The sequence below is a fragment of the Halomonas garicola genome (assembly GCF_031935715.1).
Lineage (GTDB): Bacteria > Pseudomonadota > Gammaproteobacteria > Pseudomonadales > Halomonadaceae > Vreelandella > Vreelandella garicola.
The window spans coordinates 30,803-49,483 of the sequence record NZ_JASSZF010000006.1 but is presented as its reverse complement, the minus strand read 5'-3'; the positions used below and the strand labels follow the sequence as shown (position 1 = coordinate 49,483).

Sequence of the window (18,681 nt, the reverse complement as noted above, 5' to 3'; positions counted from 1 at the left end):
GGCTAGTAGACAACGGCTAGTGGGCGACGGCACCGGCGTCGGCGAGCGCTAACGGCGCGGGCGGCTGAAAGCCGTAGGCGGCAAGCGCGCGTGCCAGCACGGCATTGGGGGCTGTCGCCAATCCGCGGCTTCGTTCGCCGCCGGCCGCGGCAAGCGGTGCTGCCAGCTGCCCTACGCGCCGGGCAATGGCATCGCCGGAATCGATCCAGGCAAGCGGCGTCGGGGCCAGCGCCGACAGCGTCGGGGTCAGCAGCGGAAAGTGGGTGCAGCCCAGCACCACGGTATCCAGCGGGGCCGCACCGGCCCGGGCCGCCTGCCATAGGGGGGCCAGAGCGGCGTCAAGGCGCGCGGCGTCAAGCTCGCCCCCGCCAAGCCAGGTTTCCGCTTCGCCCACCAGCGCATCGGCGGCAAGGCAGGTCACCCGGCAGTCGGCGGCAAAGCGCTCGATCAGCCGCTGAGTATAGGGGCGGCGCACCGTGGCCGACGTGGCCAGCAGGCCCAGGTGGCGCGTACGGCTCAGCGCCGCCGCGGGCTTGATCGCCGGCACGGTACCCACAACGGGTATCGCAAGCGCCCGGCGCAGCGGCTCGAGCGCCAGGGTGCTGGCGGTATTGCACGCCACTACCAGTACGGCCGGGCGGCAGGCTTCCACCGCGGCGGTGCACACCGCCACGATACGCCGCACCAGCGCCGCGTCCGGGCGTAGGCCGTAGGGCAGCCAGGCATTGTCGCAGGCGTAGCACAGCGCCGCCTCGGGGTAGTGGCGGCGCAGGGCCGCCGCGACAGACAGCCCACCGACGCCGGAGTCGAAAATCAGCACGGGGCCGGTCATGGCGGAAAGGCGATCTCCTCAGCGTGATGGCTCGGGACACAAGCCGGCCCGTAGGGCATAAAACCTGAAGGGCATAAAAAAACGGGGCGGCCAGTTTAGCACGCCCCGCTGTCAGGGTTCTCGCTCATTTTATGGCCGCCAGGCGCTAATCAAGGGGCGGCACGTCGGCCTCTTCCAGCTCTGCATAAAGCTCGGGGTAGGCCTCCTTGAGATGCTCGATTTTCTTGTCCGCATTGCTCGGCATCGTCTGCTCAAAGAACTCGGTGCCCTTGGCGTCAAAGCGGGTTTCCAGCAGCGGAAACAGCTCTTCGCGCTCTTGGCGCAGGTATTCCCGGTGCGCTTCCAGATACTGCTTGAGGTCGTCGGCAAAGCGGTCCATGGGCAGAATATTATCCATCAGCACCATGTCGATATCGTCGGAAAGCGCCTCCAGCCGGGGCCTGAGCTTGCGATAGTCGGCCAGCATCTGCTCGGCCACTTCTGAGTGCTCGGGCACGTACTCCTTGAGCTGCTCGACAAACCCCTGCTCAAGGGAGACCGCAAAGTCTTCCATGTAGGAAAGAATATAGTCCACCACTTCGCGCATCAGATGGAAGTTGGGGCGTTCGCCCTGCTGGAGAACCCGGTATTTCAGGTCCAGCACGTGGAGCATCCGCGCCATGTTGGCGTGGTCCAGGCTCAGCTGATTAATCATGGTACCGTCTCCTTTTCACCGCGCCTGCCCCAGGCTTTGCGCGTATGCGCGCCTGATGCGCGTAAGCCTTGCAGGGCACGGCGGGTCTCTTGCACTTGACGTTCATGTCCGAGGTTGCGCTCGACTCTTTTCGCGCTGACTGAAACAATCATGCTAACAGTAGCCGGGCGCCGAATAGATTGCCACCGTATCAGGCAAGCCACGGCACCTGCCCTTCATGACAGCCAACGGCACGGCGTTGTTCAACGGAGTTTGCATGGACCTTTTTTCTACCGCCGCCGGCCAGGCTCCGCTGGCTTACCGTATGCGCCCGCGTCGCCTTGCCGACTACATCGGCCAGCAGGCGCTGGTGGGCGAAGGCAAGCCGCTCAGGCAAATGGTGGACACCGCCACGGTTCGCTCCATGATCTTGTGGGGCCCGCCGGGCGTAGGCAAGACGACTTTAGCCGAAATACTTGCCCACGCCTCAGGCGCGGCGCTGGAGTCCCTGAGCGCGGTAATGGCCGGGGTCAAGGAGATCCGCGCCGTGGTTGAGCGCGCCCGGGCGCTTGCCCCCACGCCGATGGTGCTGTTTCTCGATGAGATCCACCGCCTGAACAAAAGCCAGCAGGACGCCCTGCTGCCCCACGTCGAGTCGGGGCTTTTTACCCTGATCGGCGCAACCACCGAAAATCCTTCCTTCGAGGTCAACTCGGCGCTGCTATCCCGCGCCCGGGTCTACGTGCTCAAACCCCTTGACCACGACGCGCTGATCGAGGTCATGCAGCAGGCGCTCGCCGATACGCAAAACGGCCTAGGCGAACGCCATATCCGGGTGGAAGACGGCGTGCTCGAGGCGCTGGCCCGGGCAAGCGCCGGCGATGCTCGCCGGGCCCTGGGACTTCTGGAAACCGCCTGCGACTTTACTACCGCGGCCGGCGACGGCGAGACGCTGGCGCTTGACGTGCTGGACGACGTCATCGGCCATCAGGCCAGCGCCATGGACAAGCAGGGAGACGGCTACTACGACCTGCTTTCCGCCATTCACAAGTCGATCCGCTCCTCAAGGCCCGACGCCGCGCTGCTCTACATCGCGCGGTTCACCCAGGGCGGCGGCGATCCTCTGGACGTGATCCGCCGGCTCACCGCCATTGCCTCGGAGGACGTCGGCAACGCCGATCCTCGCGCGCTGCCGCTGGCGATTGCCGCCTGGGATGCCTATCTGCGGCTCGGCGATTACGAGGGCCAGCGGGCCATGGCCCACGCCGCCATTCACCTGGCCGTGGCGCCCAAGAGCAACCGCATCGACCGCGCCTGGAAGGCGGCGCAACAGTACGTGCGCGTGCAGCCCCAGGTCGAGGTGCCGACCTACCTGCGCAACGCCCCGACCCGGCTGATGGAGGAGCTGGGCCACGGCGAGGGTTACCGCTATGCCCACAGCGAGCCCGACGGCTACCCTGCCGGAAGCGCCCACGACTGCTGGCCGGAGGGGCTGCCCCCGGCCAGCTTCTATCAGCCGGCGGAGCTCGGCCACGAAAAGCGCTTTGCCGCCATCATGGCCTGGCGCGCCGAACGCGACGCCGAGGCCGACGGCCAGCGCCGGCCATGAAGCCCTCGCTTAGGGCGCATCCTCGCGGATTACATCGACGCCGTCGGGCATATCAAAGCGGAAGCGCGCGTCGTCGATGGGAGTATTCTGGCTGATACCGGAAAAGCGGATAGCGGTGCGCTGGCCGGTGCTGTCGGTCATCCACAGCTCGGTCAGGGTATCACCGTCAAAGGTCATGCTGAGCTCTTCAAACAGCGTATCCGGCGAGACGGGAATCAGAGTAAAGACGTCGTCGCCGTCTTCCTGCTCGTAGAAAACGTCGAAGCTGTCGGTAAGCTCGCCGGCACTGCCGGACAGCAGCAGCGCCGGGGTATAGGTCACCCGGTTATCCAGGCCCTGGACCGTAACCTGCTCCAGATCGGGATCGTAGAGATAAACCTCGTCGCCGTCGGACACCACGGTCTGACTATAGGGGGCGCCGACCTCCCAGCGCAGCATGCCCGGGCGCGATAGCCACATCTCCCCTTCTGCCTGCTGCAGGCGCTCCCCGCTGCTGTCAAGGATCTGCTGATCGAACTCGGCCTCGTAGGTTTCCAGCGGGTCAAGCCGCTCGGTCAGCCGTTCGGCGGCCTCGTTGGCCCACGCCTGGGGGGCGGCAATAAAGCCCAAGGCGCTTGCGGCTAGCGCAAATGAAAACGATCGCGGTGTCTCGATATGGCGCATCTATATCTCCCTGAGGCCTGAGCGGCAAAAATGTCGTCCCCACTATGACGTAAAAAGCGCCGGCAGGTTTCCTCAGCGGCGCTTTTTCCCGATTTTTTCACGTTGTGGTCAGTCTCTGACCGGCGGCGGCGCCAGCACTTCCCGGGCGCCGTTGCTGCCCATGGGGCTAACCACGCCGGCGCTTTCCATGGCGTCCACCAGGCGCGCCGCGCGGTTATAGCCGATCTTGAAGCGGCGCTGCACCGAGGAAATGGAGGCGCGCTGGGTCTCGGTGACAAACTGCACCACCTCGTCGTAGAGCGCGTCCTGCTCGGCGTCTTCGCCCTCGGCCCCTTCGGCTTCCAGGCCGGCCAGGGCGTCGGCGGACACCCCGCCGGAGAGGATTTCCTCGATGTATTCGGGCTCGCCCCGGCGGCGCAGGTCTTCCACCACCCGGTGGACCTCGTCGTCGTCGACAAAGGCGCCGTGCACCCGGTTGGGCGGCCCCGAGCCCGCGGGCAGATAGAGCATGTCGCCGTGGCCCAGCAGGCTTTCCGCGCCGCCCTGGTCGAGGATAGTACGCGAGTCGATCCGCGACGACACCTGAAACGCCATCCGCGAGGGGATGTTGGCCTTGATCAGGCCGGTGACTACGTCCACCGAGGGCCGCTGGGTCGCGAGAATCAGGTGAATCCCCGCCGCCCGGGCCTTCTGCGCCAGCCGGGCGATGAGCTCTTCGACCTTTTTGCCCACGATCATGAACATGTCGGCAAACTCGTCGATCACCACCACGATATAGGGCAGCTTTTCCAGCACCGGCGGGTTCTGATGCATTTCCCAGGGCTGGGGCTCCCACAGCGGGTCGGCCACCTGGGCGCCGGCGCGCTCGGCTTCGTCAAGCCGGGCGTTGAACCCGGCAATGTTGCGCACGCCCATGGCCGCCATCAGCTTGTAACGGCGCTCCATTTCCGCCACGCACCAGCGCAGGGCGTTGGCGGCTTCCTTCATGTCGGTAACCACCGGCGCCAGCAGGTGCGGTATGCCGTCGTACACCGACAGCTCCAGCATCTTGGGGTCGACCATGATCATCTTGAGCTCGTCGGGCCTGGCCTTGAGCAGCATGGAAATCAGCATGGCGTTGACCCCCACGGATTTGCCCGAGCCGGTAGTGCCGGCCACCAGCAGGTGGGGCATTTTGCCCAGGTTGGCCACCACCGGCCCGCCGCCGATGTCCTGGCCAAGCGCCATGGTCAGCGGCGATTCCTTGTCCTGATAGACGTCGGAATCGATCACCTCGCGCAGGCGAATCATCGCCCGGCGGGGGTTGGGGATCTCGATGCCCACCGTCGGGCGGCCGGGAATCACCTCGACCACGCGCACGCTCTTGACCATCAGCGAGCGCGCCAGGTCCTTGGACAGGTTGCTGATCTTCGAGACCTTGACCCCGGCCGCGGGCTTGATTTCAAAGCGCGTAATCACCGGCCCCGGCCAGGTTTCCACTACCTCGGCCTTGACGCCGTACTCGCGCAGGCGCACTTCGAGAAGCTCGGCCATATCGGCAAGCTCCTGATCGGTATAGTTGGGCTGGTGGGGTTCGGGCTGGGTCAGCAGCCGGTAGCTCGGCAGCTCGCCTTCGGGTTCGGGCATGTCGTCGAGCACCGGCCGCTGGTTTTGCAGGTGCTCCACCGTCCACAGCGCCGGCGCTTCGTCGTCCGCTGACGCCGGCGTTTCGGGCATTTCCGGTTCCGGGCGCGCCGGCTCGGGTTCAGGCGCGGGGGTAGGTGACACAAACGCGGGGGGCGCCTGAGGCGACTCGGGCACTTCGTCGTCCTCCTCCCAGACGGGCTCGGGCACCACTTCGGGGCTGCGCGGCGGTGCAGGCGCCGGTTCAGGCTCGGGGCCTGTCTCAGGCTCCAGCTCCGGCTCTATCTCGGGCTCCGGCTCTGGCGCTAGTTCTGGCTCCGGCTCCGGTTCTGGTTCCGGTTCTGCATCGGATTCCGGCTCTGACGCTAATGCCGGTTCCGGCTCTGTCTCTGGTTCAGGTTCAGGTTCAGGTTCAGGTTCAGGTTCAGGTTCAGGTTCAGGTTCAGGCGACGATGCCGCTGCCGGCGCTGACTCGGTCTCAAGGTCACGCTGCGCGTCGGGATCGGGCTCCGCCCTTGCACCAAGAGTTGGTTCCCGGCGCGTGCCGGCTTCGCTGCGCTCCGGGACTTCCGTCGACGGCCCATCGCTTTTTGACTCAGAGGCTTTCGGCTCAGGAGCTTCTCGTGCAGGGGCTTCCGGCTCGGAAGCGCGGCCGGCGGCCTTGCCGGTAAAGTACGTCGCGGCGTCCCAGGGGATCTCGGTGGTATCGGCCTGCTTCGCGGCCGACTCGGTCGCGGCCAGGCTCGGCTCGCGCCGGGAGGGCCGCGCCGGCTCGGGCGCCGGCTGTACGGATGCCGCCGCCGGAGCAGCGCGGGCTCTGCCACGCCGCTTTTCACGAAGGCCCGCCGTGCGCGCCTTGAGCCAGTCGCCCAGGCCGTAGGCGCGGTAGCCTGCTTCATCTGCCACGCGCAGCCAGGACACGCCGCTGAACAGCGGAAAGCCACCGGCCATCAAAGCCGCGGCAATCAGCCCCGTGCCGGCGCTGCCCACCAGCGGCACCAGCGCGCCGACCAGGCCTTCGCCGATAATGCCGCCGGAGCCGTAGGGCAGCACGCTTTGCGGATGATAAAAATGCAGCGCCCCCAGCATGGTAGTGCCCAGCATCAGCAGCACGAGCCCGCCGACGTGCACCGCCAGCGCCACCGGGTCCAGGGTGAAACGCACCTGGCGTGAACGTATCAGCCACCAGGCGGCAAAGCCGCCCATGCCCGGCCACCACAGCGCGCTGGCGCCGAGCAGCGAATACAGGACGTCGGCAAGCCAGGCGCCAATGGTGCCCATCCAGTTGGCCACGTCGCTTTCCGGCCCGCGATAGGACCACCCCGGGTCTCCCGGCTGATAGCTCAAAAGCGCCAGCAGCAAGAAGACACACAGCGCCAGCAGCACCACGACCACGCTCTCACGGGCGGCCCCTTGAAGGCGCACGCCCATGCGCCGCGCCCCTTGTGTCGCTGCCTGGACGCGCCCTTTTGCTACCTTTGCGGACGTCTGTGGCCTGCGCTTGTTTCCCGCTTTATTAACTGTCAAGCGACCCCCTGTTGTACCCCTGAACCTTTGATGGATGCTTCGTTTGCCAGGCGCCGTGCGGTTATTGGTAACGTTCTCGAACGCGCCGGGACGTGGCATCATACCGGGCATCTTTATGCCGTCACAGGGCTCGTCACGCCCTGCCCGTCATCGGAGCACGCCATGCTACCCTGGCTATCCTCGCCTACGCCCGTCTTTCCTCCCGCCCATGCAGCGCTGGATCAACCCAACGGCCTGCTGGCCGCCGGCGGCGCGCTGACCCCGGCGTGGCTGGTCAACGCCTACCGTCACGGCATCTTCCCGTGGTTTACCGACGGCGACCCGATCCTGTGGTGGAGCCCAGATCCCCGCATGGTGCTTTTCCCCGAGGCGTTCAGGCAGCGCCGCAGCCTGACCAAACGGCTGCGCCACGGCGGCTTCAGCGTCACGCTGAACGGTGACTTCGCCGGCGTGATACGCGCCTGCGCTGCCCCCCGGGACGACGAGGCCGGCAGCTGGATCACCGCGGAAATGCACGCCGCCTACTGCCGGCTGCACCGGCTGGGCATTGCCCACAGCCTGGAAGTCTACCAGCACGGCGTGCTGGCCGGGGGGCTATACGGCGTCGCCCTGGGGCCTGTGTTTTTCGGCGAATCGATGTTCTCGCACCGGCCCGACGGTTCCAAGGCAGCGCTTGCCTACCTGGCTGCCGCCATGCGCGCCCGCGGTGGCAAGCTCATCGACTGCCAGATGCACACACAGCATCTGGCCAACCTCGGCGCAGTCAACGTGGCCCGGTCGACGTTTCTCGACTACCTTGATGCCTGGCTGCCCGAGGTTTCCCCCGGCGCGCCCGGCAGCCCGACGGCTCCGCCGCGCGTGCCCCGGCCTTCCTGGCTTGATGCCCTGGCGGCGCCCGACAGCCGGCGGCTGGTCATTTAGCCGGATTTATCCCGCGACTTTTGCCTTGACGCCCGCCTTGCGGCACAATATAGCGCGTTTTCCCCGCCCGGGCGCTGGCCGCGGGCGGCGCCTCCCCTGCGGGAGGTCTATCCAACATTCATTGAACCAGTGAGGAACGGCCTATATGGCACGTGAAGATCATATTGAAATGGAAGGCGTGATCGTCGACACCCTTCCCAACACCATGTTCCGCGTCGAGCTGGAAAACGGGCACGTGGTAACCGCCCACATTTCGGGCAAGATGCGCAAGAACTACATTCGTATCCTGACCGGCGACAAGGTCAAGGTCGAACTGACGCCGTACGACCTCTCCAAGGGCCGCATCGTCTACCGCTCGCGCTAGCACCGGACCCCTGACCTCTCCTTCCGGGCATGCTCTCGTTGCGCTGCCCGCGACGCCTGCCATCCCGCATCTGCCAGGCCCGGATACGCAAGCGCCCCGTCACCGTTATGGACAGGGCGCCTGATGCATTGCCGGCTCAGCGGCTGGCAGCGCCCCTGTCAGGGCGCATCCGCCATTTCCGCTTCCGTTGACAGCTGCAGCTCGCCGTTTTCCAGGCGGACGTGAACCGTGCCGCCGTGCTCGGCCAGCTCGCCGAAGAGGATCATCTCCGCCAGCGGCTTCTTGAGCTTTTCCTGGATCAGCCGTGCCATCGGGCGGGCGCCCATGTCGGGGTCGTAGCCCTGCTCGGCCAGCCAGTCCCGGGCGCTGTCGTCCACTTCCAGCTGCACGCGCTTCTCGTCCAGCTGCGCCTGCAGCTCGATGAGGAACTTGTCCACCACGCTGCGCACCACCTCGATCGGCAGCGAGCTGAACTGGATGATGCCGTCCAGCCGATTGCGGAACTCCGGCGAAAACGTCTGGTTGAGCACTTCCATGGCGTCGGTTGAGTGATCCTGGGTCTGAAAGCCGATGGAGCGCCGGGTGGCAAGCTCGGCACCGGCGTTGGACGTCATGATCACGATGACGTGGCGGAAGTCCGCTTCCCGGCCGTTGTTGTCGGTGAGCCGGCCGCTGTCCATCACCTGGAGCAGAAGGTTAAACACTTCCGGGTGTGCCTTCTCCATCTCGTCAAGGAGCAGCACGCAGTGGGGCTGCTTGGTGATGGCTTCGGTCAGAAGCCCGCCCTGCTCGTAGCCCACGTAGCCGGGAGGCGCGCCGATCAGCCGCGACACGGTATGGCGCTCCATGTATTCGGACATGTCGAAGCGCACAAGCTCGATTCCCATGATGTGGGATAGCTGGCGCGCTACCTCGGTCTTGCCCACCCCGGTGGGGCCGGCAAAGAGGAAACTGCCCACGGGCTTGTCCGGCGACTTGAGCCCCGCTCGGGAAAGCTTGATGGCCGCCGCCAGGGTGTCGATGGCTTCATCCTGGCCGAACACCAGCATCTTGAGATCGCGGTCGAGGTTGGCCAGCAGCTTGCGATCGGAGCTCGACACGCTCTTGGGCGGAATACGCGCCATGGACGCCACTACTGCCTCGACCTGGTCGACGTCGATGGTATCGATGCGCATTTCCGGCGGCAGCAGCCGCTGGTGGGCGCCGGCCTCGTCGATGACGTCGATGGCCTTGTCCGGCAGGTAGCGATCGTTGATGTAGCGATCCGCCAGGCGGGCGGCGCTTTCCACGGCGGCGTCGGTGTACTTCAGCTCGTGATGCTCCTCAAAGCGTGAACGCAACCCCTTGAGAATACTGATGGTGTCGTCCACCGAGGGCGCCAGCACGTCGACTTTCTGGAAGCGCCGGGCCAGAGCGCGGTCTTTCTCGAAGATGCCGCGAAACTCCTGGAAGGTGGTAGAGCCAATGCAGCGAAGCTCGCCGGAGGACAGCAGCGGCTTGAGCAGGTTGGAGGCGTCCATGACGCCGCCCGAGGCCGCGCCGGCGCCGATCACGGTGTGGATTTCGTCGATGAACAAAATCGCGTTGGGCTGCTTTTTCAGCTCGGCGAGCAGGGCCTTCAGGCGCTTCTCGAAGTCGCCACGATACTTGGTGCCGGCAAGCAGCGCGCCCATGTCCAGGGCGTAGACCACCGCATCGGCAATGACGTCGGGGACGTCTTCTTCTACCACTCGCCGGGCAAGCCCTTCGGCCACCGCCGTCTTGCCCACGCCGGCTTCGCCCACCAGCAGCGGGTTGTTCTTGCGCCGGCGGGCAAGAATCTGCACCACCCGCTCAAGCTCGTGGTCGCGCCCGATCAGCGGGTCAATCTTGCCCAGCCTTGCCTGCTCGTTGAGGTTGGTGGCGTAGCCGGTCAGCGGATGCGAGGCGCTGTCGCCGGTGCCCTCCTCGGCCTCTTCAGCTTCCTCCCGGGACGGCGACGGCGAGGCGCCGTGGCCGGACACCTTGGAAATGCCGTGGGCGATGTAGTTGACCGCATCCACCCGGGCCACGCTTTGCTGCTTGAGGAAATAGACCGCCTGGCTTTCCTGCTCGGAGAAAATCGCCACCAGCACGTTGGCGCCGGTGACTTCATTTTTTCCCGACGACTGCACGTGGAAGACGGCACGCTGCAGTACGCGCTGAAAGCCAAGCGTCGGCTGAGTTTCACGCTCGCCCTGGCTTTCGGGAATCAGCGGGGTGGTCGAGTTGATAAAGTCCTGCAGGTCGGAACGCAGCTTGTCCAGATCCGCCCCGCACGCCTTGAGCACGTCCACGGCGGCGGCGTTGTCCAGAAGCGCCAATAGCAGGTGCTCCACGGTCATGAACTCGTGGCGCTTGGAACGTGCCACGGTAAAGGCCGTATTCAGAGTCAGTTCAAGTTCTTTGCTCAGCATGGCAGTCCCCTTTTCGCTACTTCTGCCCGGGGCGTAACGCCACCTGGGGCTGGCGTCGGATCGGTTTCATCCTTCCGCACTCTCAACATCGGGTACAAAACCCCCACTTGCAAGCCTTCCGGCGAGGTTTTTCTCAACGTTTGTGGGAAATTCCGCGCCTAGTCGTCGGCCACTTCGATATCGCTTTTCAGCGGGTGCTCGCACTCCCGGGCGTACTCGTTGACCTGATGGCTCTTGGTTTCGGCGATATCCCGAGTAAACACCCCGCAGCTGGCCTTGCCCCGATGGTGCACCGTGAGCATGACTTCAATTGCCGCTTCGCTGTCCAGATGAAAAATGCTTCGCAGCACCTCTACCACGAAATCCATCGGGGTGTAGTCATCGTTGTGCAGCACTACCCTATACATGGGCGGCTTAGCAAGCGCGGGGTCAGCCGGCGCAACCGATAGCTCATCGTCGCCCGCCGGCGAGCCCGGGCGCGTCATGCCCGACAGCAGCGGGCGAATGGTGTGTGGTTTCAGCATAGATAATTACATAGACAATAGAGGTGGCATCGTTCACGCCGGGTAAGGAAGGCCGCAGGCCTTTCCCCTTGGACGCCCCACCCGGGCAAGAGTTCAGAGCGTCGGACATTCCAGGCTTGCATGGCTAAACGAGGCCCAAAATAGCACAGCCGGGCACGCCGGCATAAAAAAGCCCCGCCCGCGGCAGCGCGGACGGGGCCTGTGGCCGCTATCACGGCCCTTTTAATGTCGCGGGTATGGCGCGCGCCTACATGTTGTCGGCAACCGCCTGGCCAAACTCGGAGCACTTGAGCAGCACGGCGTTTTCCATCTGGCGGTGGAAGTCGTAGGTGACCTCGCCCTTGGCGATGGCTTTTTCCATGCCCTTGATCACCAGCTCCGCGGCTTCCGTCCAGCCCATGTAGCGCAGCATCATCTCGGCGGAGAGGATCAGCGAGCCGGGGTTGACCTTGTCCTGACCGGCGTATTTGGGCGCGGTGCCGTGGGTGGCTTCGAACATGGCCACCGAGTCGGAAATGTTGGCCCCCGGGGCAATGCCGATACCGCCGACTTCGGCTGCCAGGGCGTCGGAGATATAGTCGCCGTTGAGGTTAAGCGTGGCAATGACGTCGTACTCGGCCGGGCGCAGCAGGATCTGCTGGAGCATGGCGTCGGCAATCACGTCCTTGATGACGATATCCTTGCCGGTCTTGGGGTTTTTCATGGTCATCCACGGGCCGCCATCGAGCGGCTCGGCGCCGAACTCTTCCGCGGCAAGCTCGTAGCCCCAGTTCTTGAACGAGCCCTCGGTGAATTTCATGATGTTGCCCTTGTGCACCAGGGTCATCGAGTCGCGGTCGTTGTCGATGGTGTACTGGATGGCCTGGCGTACCAGCCGCTTGGTGCCCTCCTCGGATACCGGCTTGACGCCGATGCCGCACTGCTCGGGGAAGCGGATGTTGGTCACCCCCATCTCTTCGCGCAGAAACTTGATGACCTTGTCCGCCTCGGCCGAGCCTGCCTGCCACTCGACGCCGGCGTAGATGTCTTCGGAGTTTTCGCGGAAAATTACCATGTCCACGTCGGCAGGTTTTTTCACCGGGCTGGGCACGCCCTTGAACCAGCGCACCGGACGCTGGCAGACGTACAGGTCAAGCTTCTGGCGCAGGGCGACGTTAAGCGAGCGAATGCCGCCGCTGACCGGCGTGGTCAAGGGCCCCTTGATCGAGACCACGTAGTCCTCGACCGCGCGCAGGGTTTCCTCGGGTAGCCAGGTATCGGCGTCGTAGATGCCGGTGGCTTTTTCACCGGCGTAGACCTCCATCCAGTGAATCTTGCGCTCGCCGCCGTAGGCCTTGGCGACCGCGGCGTCGATGGCGATTTTCATCGCCGGGGTGATGTCGGTACCGGTGCCGTCGCCTTCGATATAGGGGATGATCGGCTCGTGGGGAACGTTGAGCGTTTTGTCGGCGTTGACGGTAATCCGGCTACCGCCTTCGGGTACAACAATATGCTGATAGTCCGCGTGGTTGGCGCCCATGAAGAACTCCCTTGTGGGGGTCGGCCCCCGGGCCGGGTTAGCCCGGAGCCGACGGGTTGATTCAGTGCGTCCGCGAGTGTAACACCGCCGCTTCCAGGCACAGTAGCCTTGAGGGCGCGCACTGATCTAAAGTCGAGTATGCTATCGCTTTTTCGAGTAAGCATCAGGTGTTGCCAACGCCGCCATGAGCCAACTTTATCTGCTACACAAGCCTTATCGCGTGCTCAGCCAGTTTCGCGACGACCAGGGCCGCGCGACCCTTGCCGATCACCTTGACGCCAAGGGCGTCTACCCGGCAGGCCGGCTGGACTACGATTCCGAAGGCCTGCTGCTGCTCTCCGACGACGGCGCGCTGATCCATCGTATCGCCCACCCGCGCCACAAACAGCCCAAAACCTACTGGGTGCAGGTAGAAGGCCATATCGACGACGCCGCGCTTGCCGCCCTGCGCCAGGGCATTACGCTGAAGGACGGCCCCACCCGGCCGGCCCGGGCCCGGCGCATCGCCGCCCCCGAGGTCGCCGAGCGCACGCCGCCGGTGGACCCCAAGCGCCACCCGCACACCGGCTGGCTTGAGCTTGTCATCTCTGAGGGGCGCAACCGCCAGGTGCGGCGGATGACCGCCCACGTCGGCTTTCCCACCCTTCGCCTGATACGCGCCGCCGTCGGCCCCTGGCGGCTCGGCCGCCTCGCTCCCGGCGAGTGGCGCCGGGAAACCCTGCACGCCCCGCGCCCTGCCAGCCGGAGATCTCGCCGATGACCTTTGAAACACTCTTTGAACCCCCTGCACGCGCCGCCTGCCGTCCGCACATTCGTGCGACGGTGGCCTGCGTCATCCAGCGCCAGGGGCGCATCCTCATGGTAGAGGAAGACCGCGGCGGGCCCGTCACGCTTTACAACCAGCCCGCCGGCCACATCGAAGCCGGCGAAGGCCCGATCGCCGCCGTGCACCGCGAGGTCAGAGAAGAGACCGCCTGGGAAGTCACTCTCGACGGCTACCTCGGGCTGTACGTTTTCGAGCTCCACGGGCTGACCTTTCACAGCCACGGCTTTATTGCCACGCCGGCGCGCTTTCTGGATACGCCCCTGGACGACGACATCCACGCCGTGCACTGGCTCGTCCCCGATGAGATCCGCGCGCTGGCCGCCAACGGACGCATGCGAAGCCCGCGCGTTCTCCCCCGGGTCGAGGACGCCCTGGCCGAACAGGCGTTTCCGCTGGGCGTTATCCGCGAAGGCTAGCCGGCCGAAAAACGATCGCCGGCTGCCACGGCTCGAAGCATCGCCTGCGCATCGTGTATACTTGCGACCTACCTGCACTATTTTAATCGAGGGTGGCCATGACATCCCCCCAAGGCAAAGTGATCGTCGGCATGTCCGGCGGCGTCGACTCTTCCGTCTCCGCCCTTTTGCTGCTTGAGCAGGGCTATGAGGTCGAAGGCCTGTTCATGAAGAACTGGGACGAAGATGACGGCACCGAATACTGCACCGCCAAGGAAGACCTGGCGGACGCCGAAGCGGTGTGCGAAAAGCTCGGCATCCCGCTGCACACGGCCAACTTTGCCGCCGAATACTGGGACAACGTTTTCGAACACTTCCTGGCCGAATACCAGGCCGGGCGCACGCCGAATCCGGATATCCTCTGCAACCGCGAGATCAAGTTCAAAGTATTTCTCGACTACGCCGAGCTGCTCGGCGCCGAGAAAATCGCCACCGGGCACTACGTGCGCCAGGGGCTGGTTCGCCAGGGTCAGGACGACGCTCGCCCGCGGCTGCTCAAGGGGCTCGATGCCAACAAGGACCAGAGCTACTTTCTCCACGCGGTGCCCGAGGCGGCCATTGCCCGCACGCTGTTCCCGGTGGGCGAGCTTGCCAAGCCCGCGGTGCGCGAGCTGGCCGAAAAGCACGGCCTGGCCACCGCGCGCAAGAAAGACTCCACCGGCATCTGCTTTATCGGCGAGCGGCGCTTCAGCGATTTCCTGAAGCAGTACCTGCCCGCCCAGCCGGGCACCATCGAAACCCCGGGCGGCGACGTCATCGGCGCGCACCAGGGGCTGATGTATTACACCCTGGGCCAGCGCCAGGGGCTGGGCATCGGCGGGCTTGCCGACTACTCCGAAGACCCCTGGTACGTGGCGCAGAAGGACCTTTCTCGTAATGTCCTGGTCGCCGTGCAGGGCAAGCACCACCCGCTTTTGTACAGCGACTCGCTTGCCACCGAGCCCATGGAATGGATCGCCGGCCGCCCGCCCGCGACCCAGGGGCGCTTTCGCGCCAAGACCCGCTATCGCCAGGCGGATCAGCCGTGCTCGCTTGTGACCCGCGCCGACGGCGGCGTCGACGTTCACTTTGACGACCCTCAGCGCGCGGTAACGCCGGGCCAGTCGCTGGTGATTTACGACGGCGACATCTGCCTGGGCGGCGGCGTGATCCGCGACACCTGGAACGCCAGGGAGGCCGCCGCATGAGCAGCGCCACACCGATTCACCGCGCCCCGGACGACCCGGCCAGCCGTCAGGCGCTGGCACTTGCCGGCGTGTTTCAGGCGGCAAGCCTGGTCGACGAGCTGGCGCGCAACGGCCACGCCGACCAGCGCCCCTGGGAGACGCTGATGCAAGCCACCGTGGACACCAGCCCGCCCAGCTTCGAGGCGATTTACGGCGGCCATCCCAACAACCTGCGCCAGGGGCTCGAGCTGCTCGAGGCCCTCGTCGGGCGCAAACAGGGGAGCCCGGTGATCATGCGCTACGGCTTTTCGCTGATTCTGCTGATGAGCAAGCTGCGTAAAAATCCCGACATGCTCGATGCGCTGGGCGAGTCGCTGGATCGCATTCAGCATCAGGCCGCGCACTTCGGCGCCACCCACGAAAACGTCATCGCCAACCTCGGCGAGACCTATCAGGAAACGCTGTCTACCTTTAAACACCGCATCGTGGTGCAGGGCGACCCCACCATGCTGCAAAGCCCCATGATGCCCGAACGCGTACGCGCCTGCCTGCTGGCCGGGGTGCGCTTTGCCCTGCTCTGGCACCAGCAGGGCGGGCGCCGCTGGAAGCTGATGTTTCAGCGCAGCGCCCTGCGCCGCGCCCTGGACGATCTGCGCTAGACCGTTTGCGCCACCCTCGGCCTGCGCCCGGATGACGATTGACTGACCTGGAAAACGACCATGCAACTTTCTGCCCTGACCGCCCTTTCCCCCGTTGACGGCCGCTACGGCGCCAAGACCGCCGCGCTGCGCGAGCACTTCAGCGAGTTTGGCCTGATCCGCGCCCGGGTCATTGTCGAAGTGCGCTGGCTTGAGCGCCTCGCGGGCCAGGGGCAGATTGTCGAGGTGCCGCCGCTTTCCGCCGACGCCACGGGCTTTCTCGACGCCCTGATTCGCGAGTTTTCCGAAGCCGACGCTCAGCGCATCAAGGACATCGAGCGCACCACCAACCACGACGTCAAGGCGGTGGAGTATTTCCTCAAGGAGCGCATCGCCGCTAACGCCGAGCTTGACGCCGTCAGCGAATTCATCCACTTCGCCTGCACCTCCGAAGACATCAACAACCTCGCCTACGGCGTGATGCTAAGCGACGGCCTGGGTGCCCTGCTGCCCGTGCTCCACGAAGTAGTCGAGAGCATCGCCGCGCTGGCCGAAGAGCACGCCGCCCAGCCGATGCTTTCGCGCACCCACGGCCAGACCGCAAGCCCCACCACCCTGGGCAAGGAAATGGCCAACGTCGCCTACCGCCTCAAGCGCCAGCTCCGCCAGATCGAAGAGATCCCTATCCTTGGCAAGATCAACGGCGCGGTGGGCAACTACAACGCCCACCTTACTACCTACCCGGAAGTTGATTGGCAGGCCAACGCGCGCACCTTCGTTGAAGGCCTGGGGCTCTCCTTCAACCCCTACACCACCCAGATCGAACCCCACGACTACATCGCCGAGCTGTTTGACGCCATCGGCCGCTTCAACACCGTGCTGTTGGACTTCGACCGCGACGTCTGGGGCTACATTTCGCTTGGCTACTTCAAACAGAAAACCGTGGAAGGCGAGATCGGCTCCTCGACCATGCCGCACAAGGTCAACCCCATCGACTTCGAAAACTCCGAAGGCAACCTGGGGCTTGCCAACGCCGTGCTTGACCACCTGGCCGCCAAGCTGCCGCTGTCGCGCTGGCAGCGCGACCTCACCGACTCCACGGTGCTCAGAAACCTGGGCGTGGGGCTTGGCTACGCGCTGATTGCCTATCGCGCCTCGCTCAAGGGAATCGCCAAGCTCGAGGCCAACCCCGAGCGCCTGGCCGATGACCTCGACGCCAGCTGGGAAGTGCTCGCCGAGCCGATCCAGACCGTGATGCGCCGCTACGGCATTGACAAGCCCTACGAGAAGCTCAAGGAGCTGACCCGGGGCAAGCGCATCGACCAGGCCGGCTTTGCTGCCTTTATCGACACCCTTTCGCTACCCGACGACGTCAAAGGCGAGCTTAAAGCGCTGACGCCGGCCCGCTATATCGGCAACGCCGAAGCCCAGGCCCGCGATCTCACCCAACAGTTGCGTACGCTGTAAACACCTACGTTGTAAACCGGCTACATCGCCAAGGATACCGCCATGAGCCACCATGATACGCCGCTGACCCTGCTGGGAGACTTGACCCCGGCCGAGTTTATGGCCGAGTACTGGCAGCAAAAGCCGCTGCTGATTCGCGGCGCCATGCCGGAGTTTCTGTCGCCGATCGACGCCGACGAACTCGCCGGGCTTGCCTGCGAGGACGGCGTGGAAGCCCGCCTGATCGAAGAAAACGGCCCGGACGGCCCCTGGCAGGTGTCCCACGGCCCCTTTGACGAGGCCACCTTCGAGCGTCTGCCCGAGCGCGACTGGACGCTTCTGGTGCAGGCCGTGGATCACTACGTGCCCGCGGTTGCCGCCCTGCTCGACGAGTTCGACTTCCTCCCGCGCTGGCGGCTGGACGACATCATGATCAGCTACGCCCCGCCGGGCGGAAGCGTCGGCCCCCACGCCGACCAGTACGATGTCTTTCTGCTACAGGCCGCCGGCCACCGCCGCTGGCAGCTCGGCGGCGAAACCGCGGAAGACGCGCCGATCATTGACGGCATCGACCTGAAAATCCTCGAAACCTTTGAAGTCGAGGCAGACTCCGACTGGGTGCTGGAAACCGGCGATATGCTTTACCTGCCGCCGGGCTGGGCGCACCACGGCGTCAGCGAAACCGACGAGTGCATGACCGTCTCGGTGGGCTTTCGCGCGCCGTCTGCCGACGAGGCCGTGACCTCCTACGCCGACTACCTGGGCGAGCAGCTGCCGGCGTCGCTGCGCTACACCGATGCCGGCATGGCGCCGGCACAGACGCCCGGCGAGATCGACGACGCCGCGCTTGAGCGCATGCGCCGGCTGATACTCGATACGCTGGACAGCCCCGTGCAGATGAGCCAGTGGTTCGGCCGGGTAATGACCCAGCCCAAGTACGTCGACCAGCTGATTCCCTTTGACCCGCCGCTGGACGAGGCGGCCCTGATCGAAAAGCTCGAGCGGACACCGCTGCACCCGGCCCCGGGCTCCCGCTTTGCCTGGCGCCGAGACGGCGGCGCCACTACGCTCTTTGCCGACGGCGACGGCTACCCCTGCACGCCCGAGCTTGCCGTCAGGCTGTGCGAAGGCCGGCTGATACGCGCCGACGTGCTCACCGACTTCCCGGGGGCGGCAGCGCTGCTCGCGCAGCTGGTCAACGCCGGCAGCCTCAACTTCCCGCTCGACGACGACTAGCACCGCCCCTCACCTGCCGGGCGACTTGCCCGGCTTTGCCTCTCCTTTCGCCGTTCGCTGACGGAGGCTTTCAAGAAACTCTGCTACAGCATTGGCAGCGCTTCTCTCGTCATGTCGTCACGCTACAACCCCGCCTGCTCCCAAAAGCCAATTGCTGCCGGCAGGCTCCGTCGCGGATAGTAGAGCCACGTACCGCGGCAAGCAGGGCCGCCGGATACCCTTAG

16 protein-coding genes are annotated in these 18,681 nt (G+C 65.3%); 9 read left to right on the top strand and 7 right to left on the bottom strand.

Annotation, left to right across the window (positions count from 1 at the left end; genetic code table 11):
- Positions 1-16 precede the first annotated feature (16 nt).
- Both murI and RS027_RS03875 read right to left on the bottom strand, forming a co-directional pair.
- On the bottom strand, positions 17-832 hold the full coding sequence (gene murI, locus RS027_RS03880; protein WP_311954494.1) for a glutamate racemase: 816 nt from the start codon (positions 830-832) through the stop codon (positions 17-19).
- A gap of 145 nt (positions 833-977) precedes the next feature.
- Entirely contained in the window at positions 978-1,526 is a 549-nt protein-coding gene (locus tag RS027_RS03875; protein ID WP_311954492.1) for a hemerythrin domain-containing protein, read from the bottom strand.
- A 256-nt stretch (positions 1,527-1,782) separates the two neighbouring features.
- On the opposite strand from RS027_RS03875, the gene RS027_RS03870 reads away from it, so the two are divergent.
- Positions 1,783-3,114, top strand: a complete 1,332-nt coding sequence (locus RS027_RS03870) for a replication-associated recombination protein A (RefSeq protein ID WP_311954488.1) — start codon at positions 1,783-1,785, stop codon at positions 3,112-3,114.
- 9 nt (positions 3,115-3,123) lie between these two features.
- Here RS027_RS03870 and lolA read toward each other — a convergent pair whose 3' ends face one another.
- A complete protein-coding gene (gene lolA, locus RS027_RS03865; RefSeq protein ID WP_311954481.1) occupies positions 3,124-3,777 on the bottom strand; it encodes an outer membrane lipoprotein periplasmic chaperone LolA in 654 nt (217 codons plus the stop codon).
- Positions 3,778-3,885: 108 nt separating this feature from the next.
- Positions 3,886-6,831, bottom strand: a complete 2,946-nt coding sequence (locus tag RS027_RS03860; RefSeq protein WP_311954478.1) for a DNA translocase FtsK — start codon at positions 6,829-6,831, stop codon at positions 3,886-3,888.
- 258 nt (positions 6,832-7,089) lie between these two features.
- Here RS027_RS03860 and aat point away from each other — a divergent pair, with 258 nt between their 5' ends.
- On the top strand, positions 7,090-7,848 hold the full coding sequence (gene aat / locus RS027_RS03855) for a leucyl/phenylalanyl-tRNA--protein transferase (protein WP_311954475.1): 759 nt from the start codon (positions 7,090-7,092) through the stop codon (positions 7,846-7,848).
- 145 nt (positions 7,849-7,993) lie between these two features.
- Positions 7,994-8,212, top strand: a complete 219-nt coding sequence (gene infA / locus RS027_RS03850; RefSeq protein ID WP_007111068.1) for a translation initiation factor IF-1 — start codon at positions 7,994-7,996, stop codon at positions 8,210-8,212.
- Between the two features lie 158 nt (positions 8,213-8,370).
- Here the strand turns inward: infA and clpA are convergent, their stop codons facing one another.
- The 3 genes from clpA to icd form a co-directional block, all read right to left on the bottom strand.
- Positions 8,371-10,647 carry an ATP-dependent Clp protease ATP-binding subunit ClpA gene (gene clpA, locus RS027_RS03845; protein ID WP_311954469.1) on the bottom strand — a complete coding sequence of 759 codons (2,277 nt, stop codon included), beginning with the start codon at positions 10,645-10,647 and terminating at the stop codon, positions 8,371-8,373.
- A 158-nt stretch (positions 10,648-10,805) separates the two neighbouring features.
- A complete protein-coding gene (gene clpS / locus RS027_RS03840) occupies positions 10,806-11,171 on the bottom strand; it encodes an ATP-dependent Clp protease adapter ClpS (protein ID WP_376717576.1) in 366 nt (121 codons plus the stop codon).
- Between the two features lie 247 nt (positions 11,172-11,418).
- On the bottom strand, positions 11,419-12,690 hold the full coding sequence (gene icd / locus RS027_RS03835) for an NADP-dependent isocitrate dehydrogenase (protein ID WP_311954463.1): 1,272 nt from the start codon (positions 12,688-12,690) through the stop codon (positions 11,419-11,421).
- A gap of 184 nt (positions 12,691-12,874) precedes the next feature.
- On the opposite strand from icd, the gene RS027_RS03830 reads away from it, so the two are divergent.
- The 6 genes from RS027_RS03830 to RS027_RS03805 all read left to right on the top strand — a co-directional run bounded on the left by RS027_RS03830 (position 12,875) and on the right by RS027_RS03805 (position 18,457).
- Entirely contained in the window at positions 12,875-13,450 is a 576-nt protein-coding gene (locus RS027_RS03830; protein WP_311954458.1) for a pseudouridine synthase, read from the top strand.
- Positions 13,447-13,932, top strand: coding sequence for an NUDIX domain-containing protein (locus RS027_RS03825; protein ID WP_311954454.1), 486 nt, complete (start codon positions 13,447-13,449; stop codon positions 13,930-13,932). The genes RS027_RS03830 and RS027_RS03825 overlap by 4 nt, the downstream gene beginning before the upstream one ends.
- A 98-nt stretch (positions 13,933-14,030) precedes the next feature.
- A complete protein-coding gene (mnmA, locus tag RS027_RS03820) occupies positions 14,031-15,158 on the top strand; it encodes a tRNA 2-thiouridine(34) synthase MnmA (protein ID WP_311954449.1) in 1,128 nt (375 codons plus the stop codon).
- On the top strand, positions 15,155-15,796 hold the full coding sequence (hflD, locus tag RS027_RS03815; protein WP_311954445.1) for a high frequency lysogenization protein HflD: 642 nt from the start codon (positions 15,155-15,157) through the stop codon (positions 15,794-15,796). The genes mnmA and hflD overlap by 4 nt, the downstream gene beginning before the upstream one ends.
- 60 nt (positions 15,797-15,856) lie before the next feature.
- Positions 15,857-17,242 carry an adenylosuccinate lyase gene (purB, locus tag RS027_RS03810; protein ID WP_311954441.1) on the top strand — a complete coding sequence of 462 codons (1,386 nt, stop codon included), beginning with the start codon at positions 15,857-15,859 and terminating at the stop codon, positions 17,240-17,242.
- A 42-nt stretch (positions 17,243-17,284) separates the two neighbouring features.
- On the top strand, positions 17,285-18,457 hold the full coding sequence (locus tag RS027_RS03805) for a JmjC domain-containing protein (protein WP_311954438.1): 1,173 nt from the start codon (positions 17,285-17,287) through the stop codon (positions 18,455-18,457).
- Positions 18,458-18,681: the final 224 nt, after the last annotated feature.

What these genes read in the sequence shown, in the direction of transcription:
- murI (WP_311954494.1), bottom strand. Translation starts at nt 832, where the DNA reads ATGACCGGCCCCGTGCTGATTTTCGACTCCGGCGTCGGTGGGCTGTCT.
- RS027_RS03875 (WP_311954492.1), bottom strand. Translation starts at nt 1,526, where the DNA reads ATGATTAATCAGCTGAGCCTGGACCACGCCAACATGGCGCGGATGCTC.
- RS027_RS03870 (WP_311954488.1), top strand. Translation starts at nt 1,783, where the DNA reads ATGGACCTTTTTTCTACCGCCGCCGGCCAGGCTCCGCTGGCTTACCGT.
- lolA (WP_311954481.1), bottom strand. Translation starts at nt 3,777, where the DNA reads ATGCGCCATATCGAGACACCGCGATCGTTTTCATTTGCGCTAGCCGCA.
- RS027_RS03860 (WP_311954478.1), bottom strand. Translation starts at nt 6,831, where the DNA reads ATGGGCGTGCGCCTTCAAGGGGCCGCCCGTGAGAGCGTGGTCGTGGTG.
- aat (WP_311954475.1), top strand. Translation starts at nt 7,090, where the DNA reads ATGCTACCCTGGCTATCCTCGCCTACGCCCGTCTTTCCTCCCGCCCAT.
- infA (WP_007111068.1), top strand. Translation starts at nt 7,994, where the DNA reads ATGGCACGTGAAGATCATATTGAAATGGAAGGCGTGATCGTCGACACC.
- clpA (WP_311954469.1), bottom strand. Translation starts at nt 10,647, where the DNA reads ATGCTGAGCAAAGAACTTGAACTGACTCTGAATACGGCCTTTACCGTG.
- clpS (WP_376717576.1), bottom strand. Translation starts at nt 11,171, where the DNA reads ATGCTGAAACCACACACCATTCGCCCGCTGCTGTCGGGCATGACGCGC.
- icd (WP_311954463.1), bottom strand. Translation starts at nt 12,690, where the DNA reads ATGGGCGCCAACCACGCGGACTATCAGCATATTGTTGTACCCGAAGGC.
- RS027_RS03830 (WP_311954458.1), top strand. Translation starts at nt 12,875, where the DNA reads ATGAGCCAACTTTATCTGCTACACAAGCCTTATCGCGTGCTCAGCCAG.
- RS027_RS03825 (WP_311954454.1), top strand. Translation starts at nt 13,447, where the DNA reads ATGACCTTTGAAACACTCTTTGAACCCCCTGCACGCGCCGCCTGCCGT.
- mnmA (WP_311954449.1), top strand. Translation starts at nt 14,031, where the DNA reads ATGACATCCCCCCAAGGCAAAGTGATCGTCGGCATGTCCGGCGGCGTC.
- hflD (WP_311954445.1), top strand. Translation starts at nt 15,155, where the DNA reads ATGAGCAGCGCCACACCGATTCACCGCGCCCCGGACGACCCGGCCAGC.
- purB (WP_311954441.1), top strand. Translation starts at nt 15,857, where the DNA reads ATGCAACTTTCTGCCCTGACCGCCCTTTCCCCCGTTGACGGCCGCTAC.
- RS027_RS03805 (WP_311954438.1), top strand. Translation starts at nt 17,285, where the DNA reads ATGAGCCACCATGATACGCCGCTGACCCTGCTGGGAGACTTGACCCCG.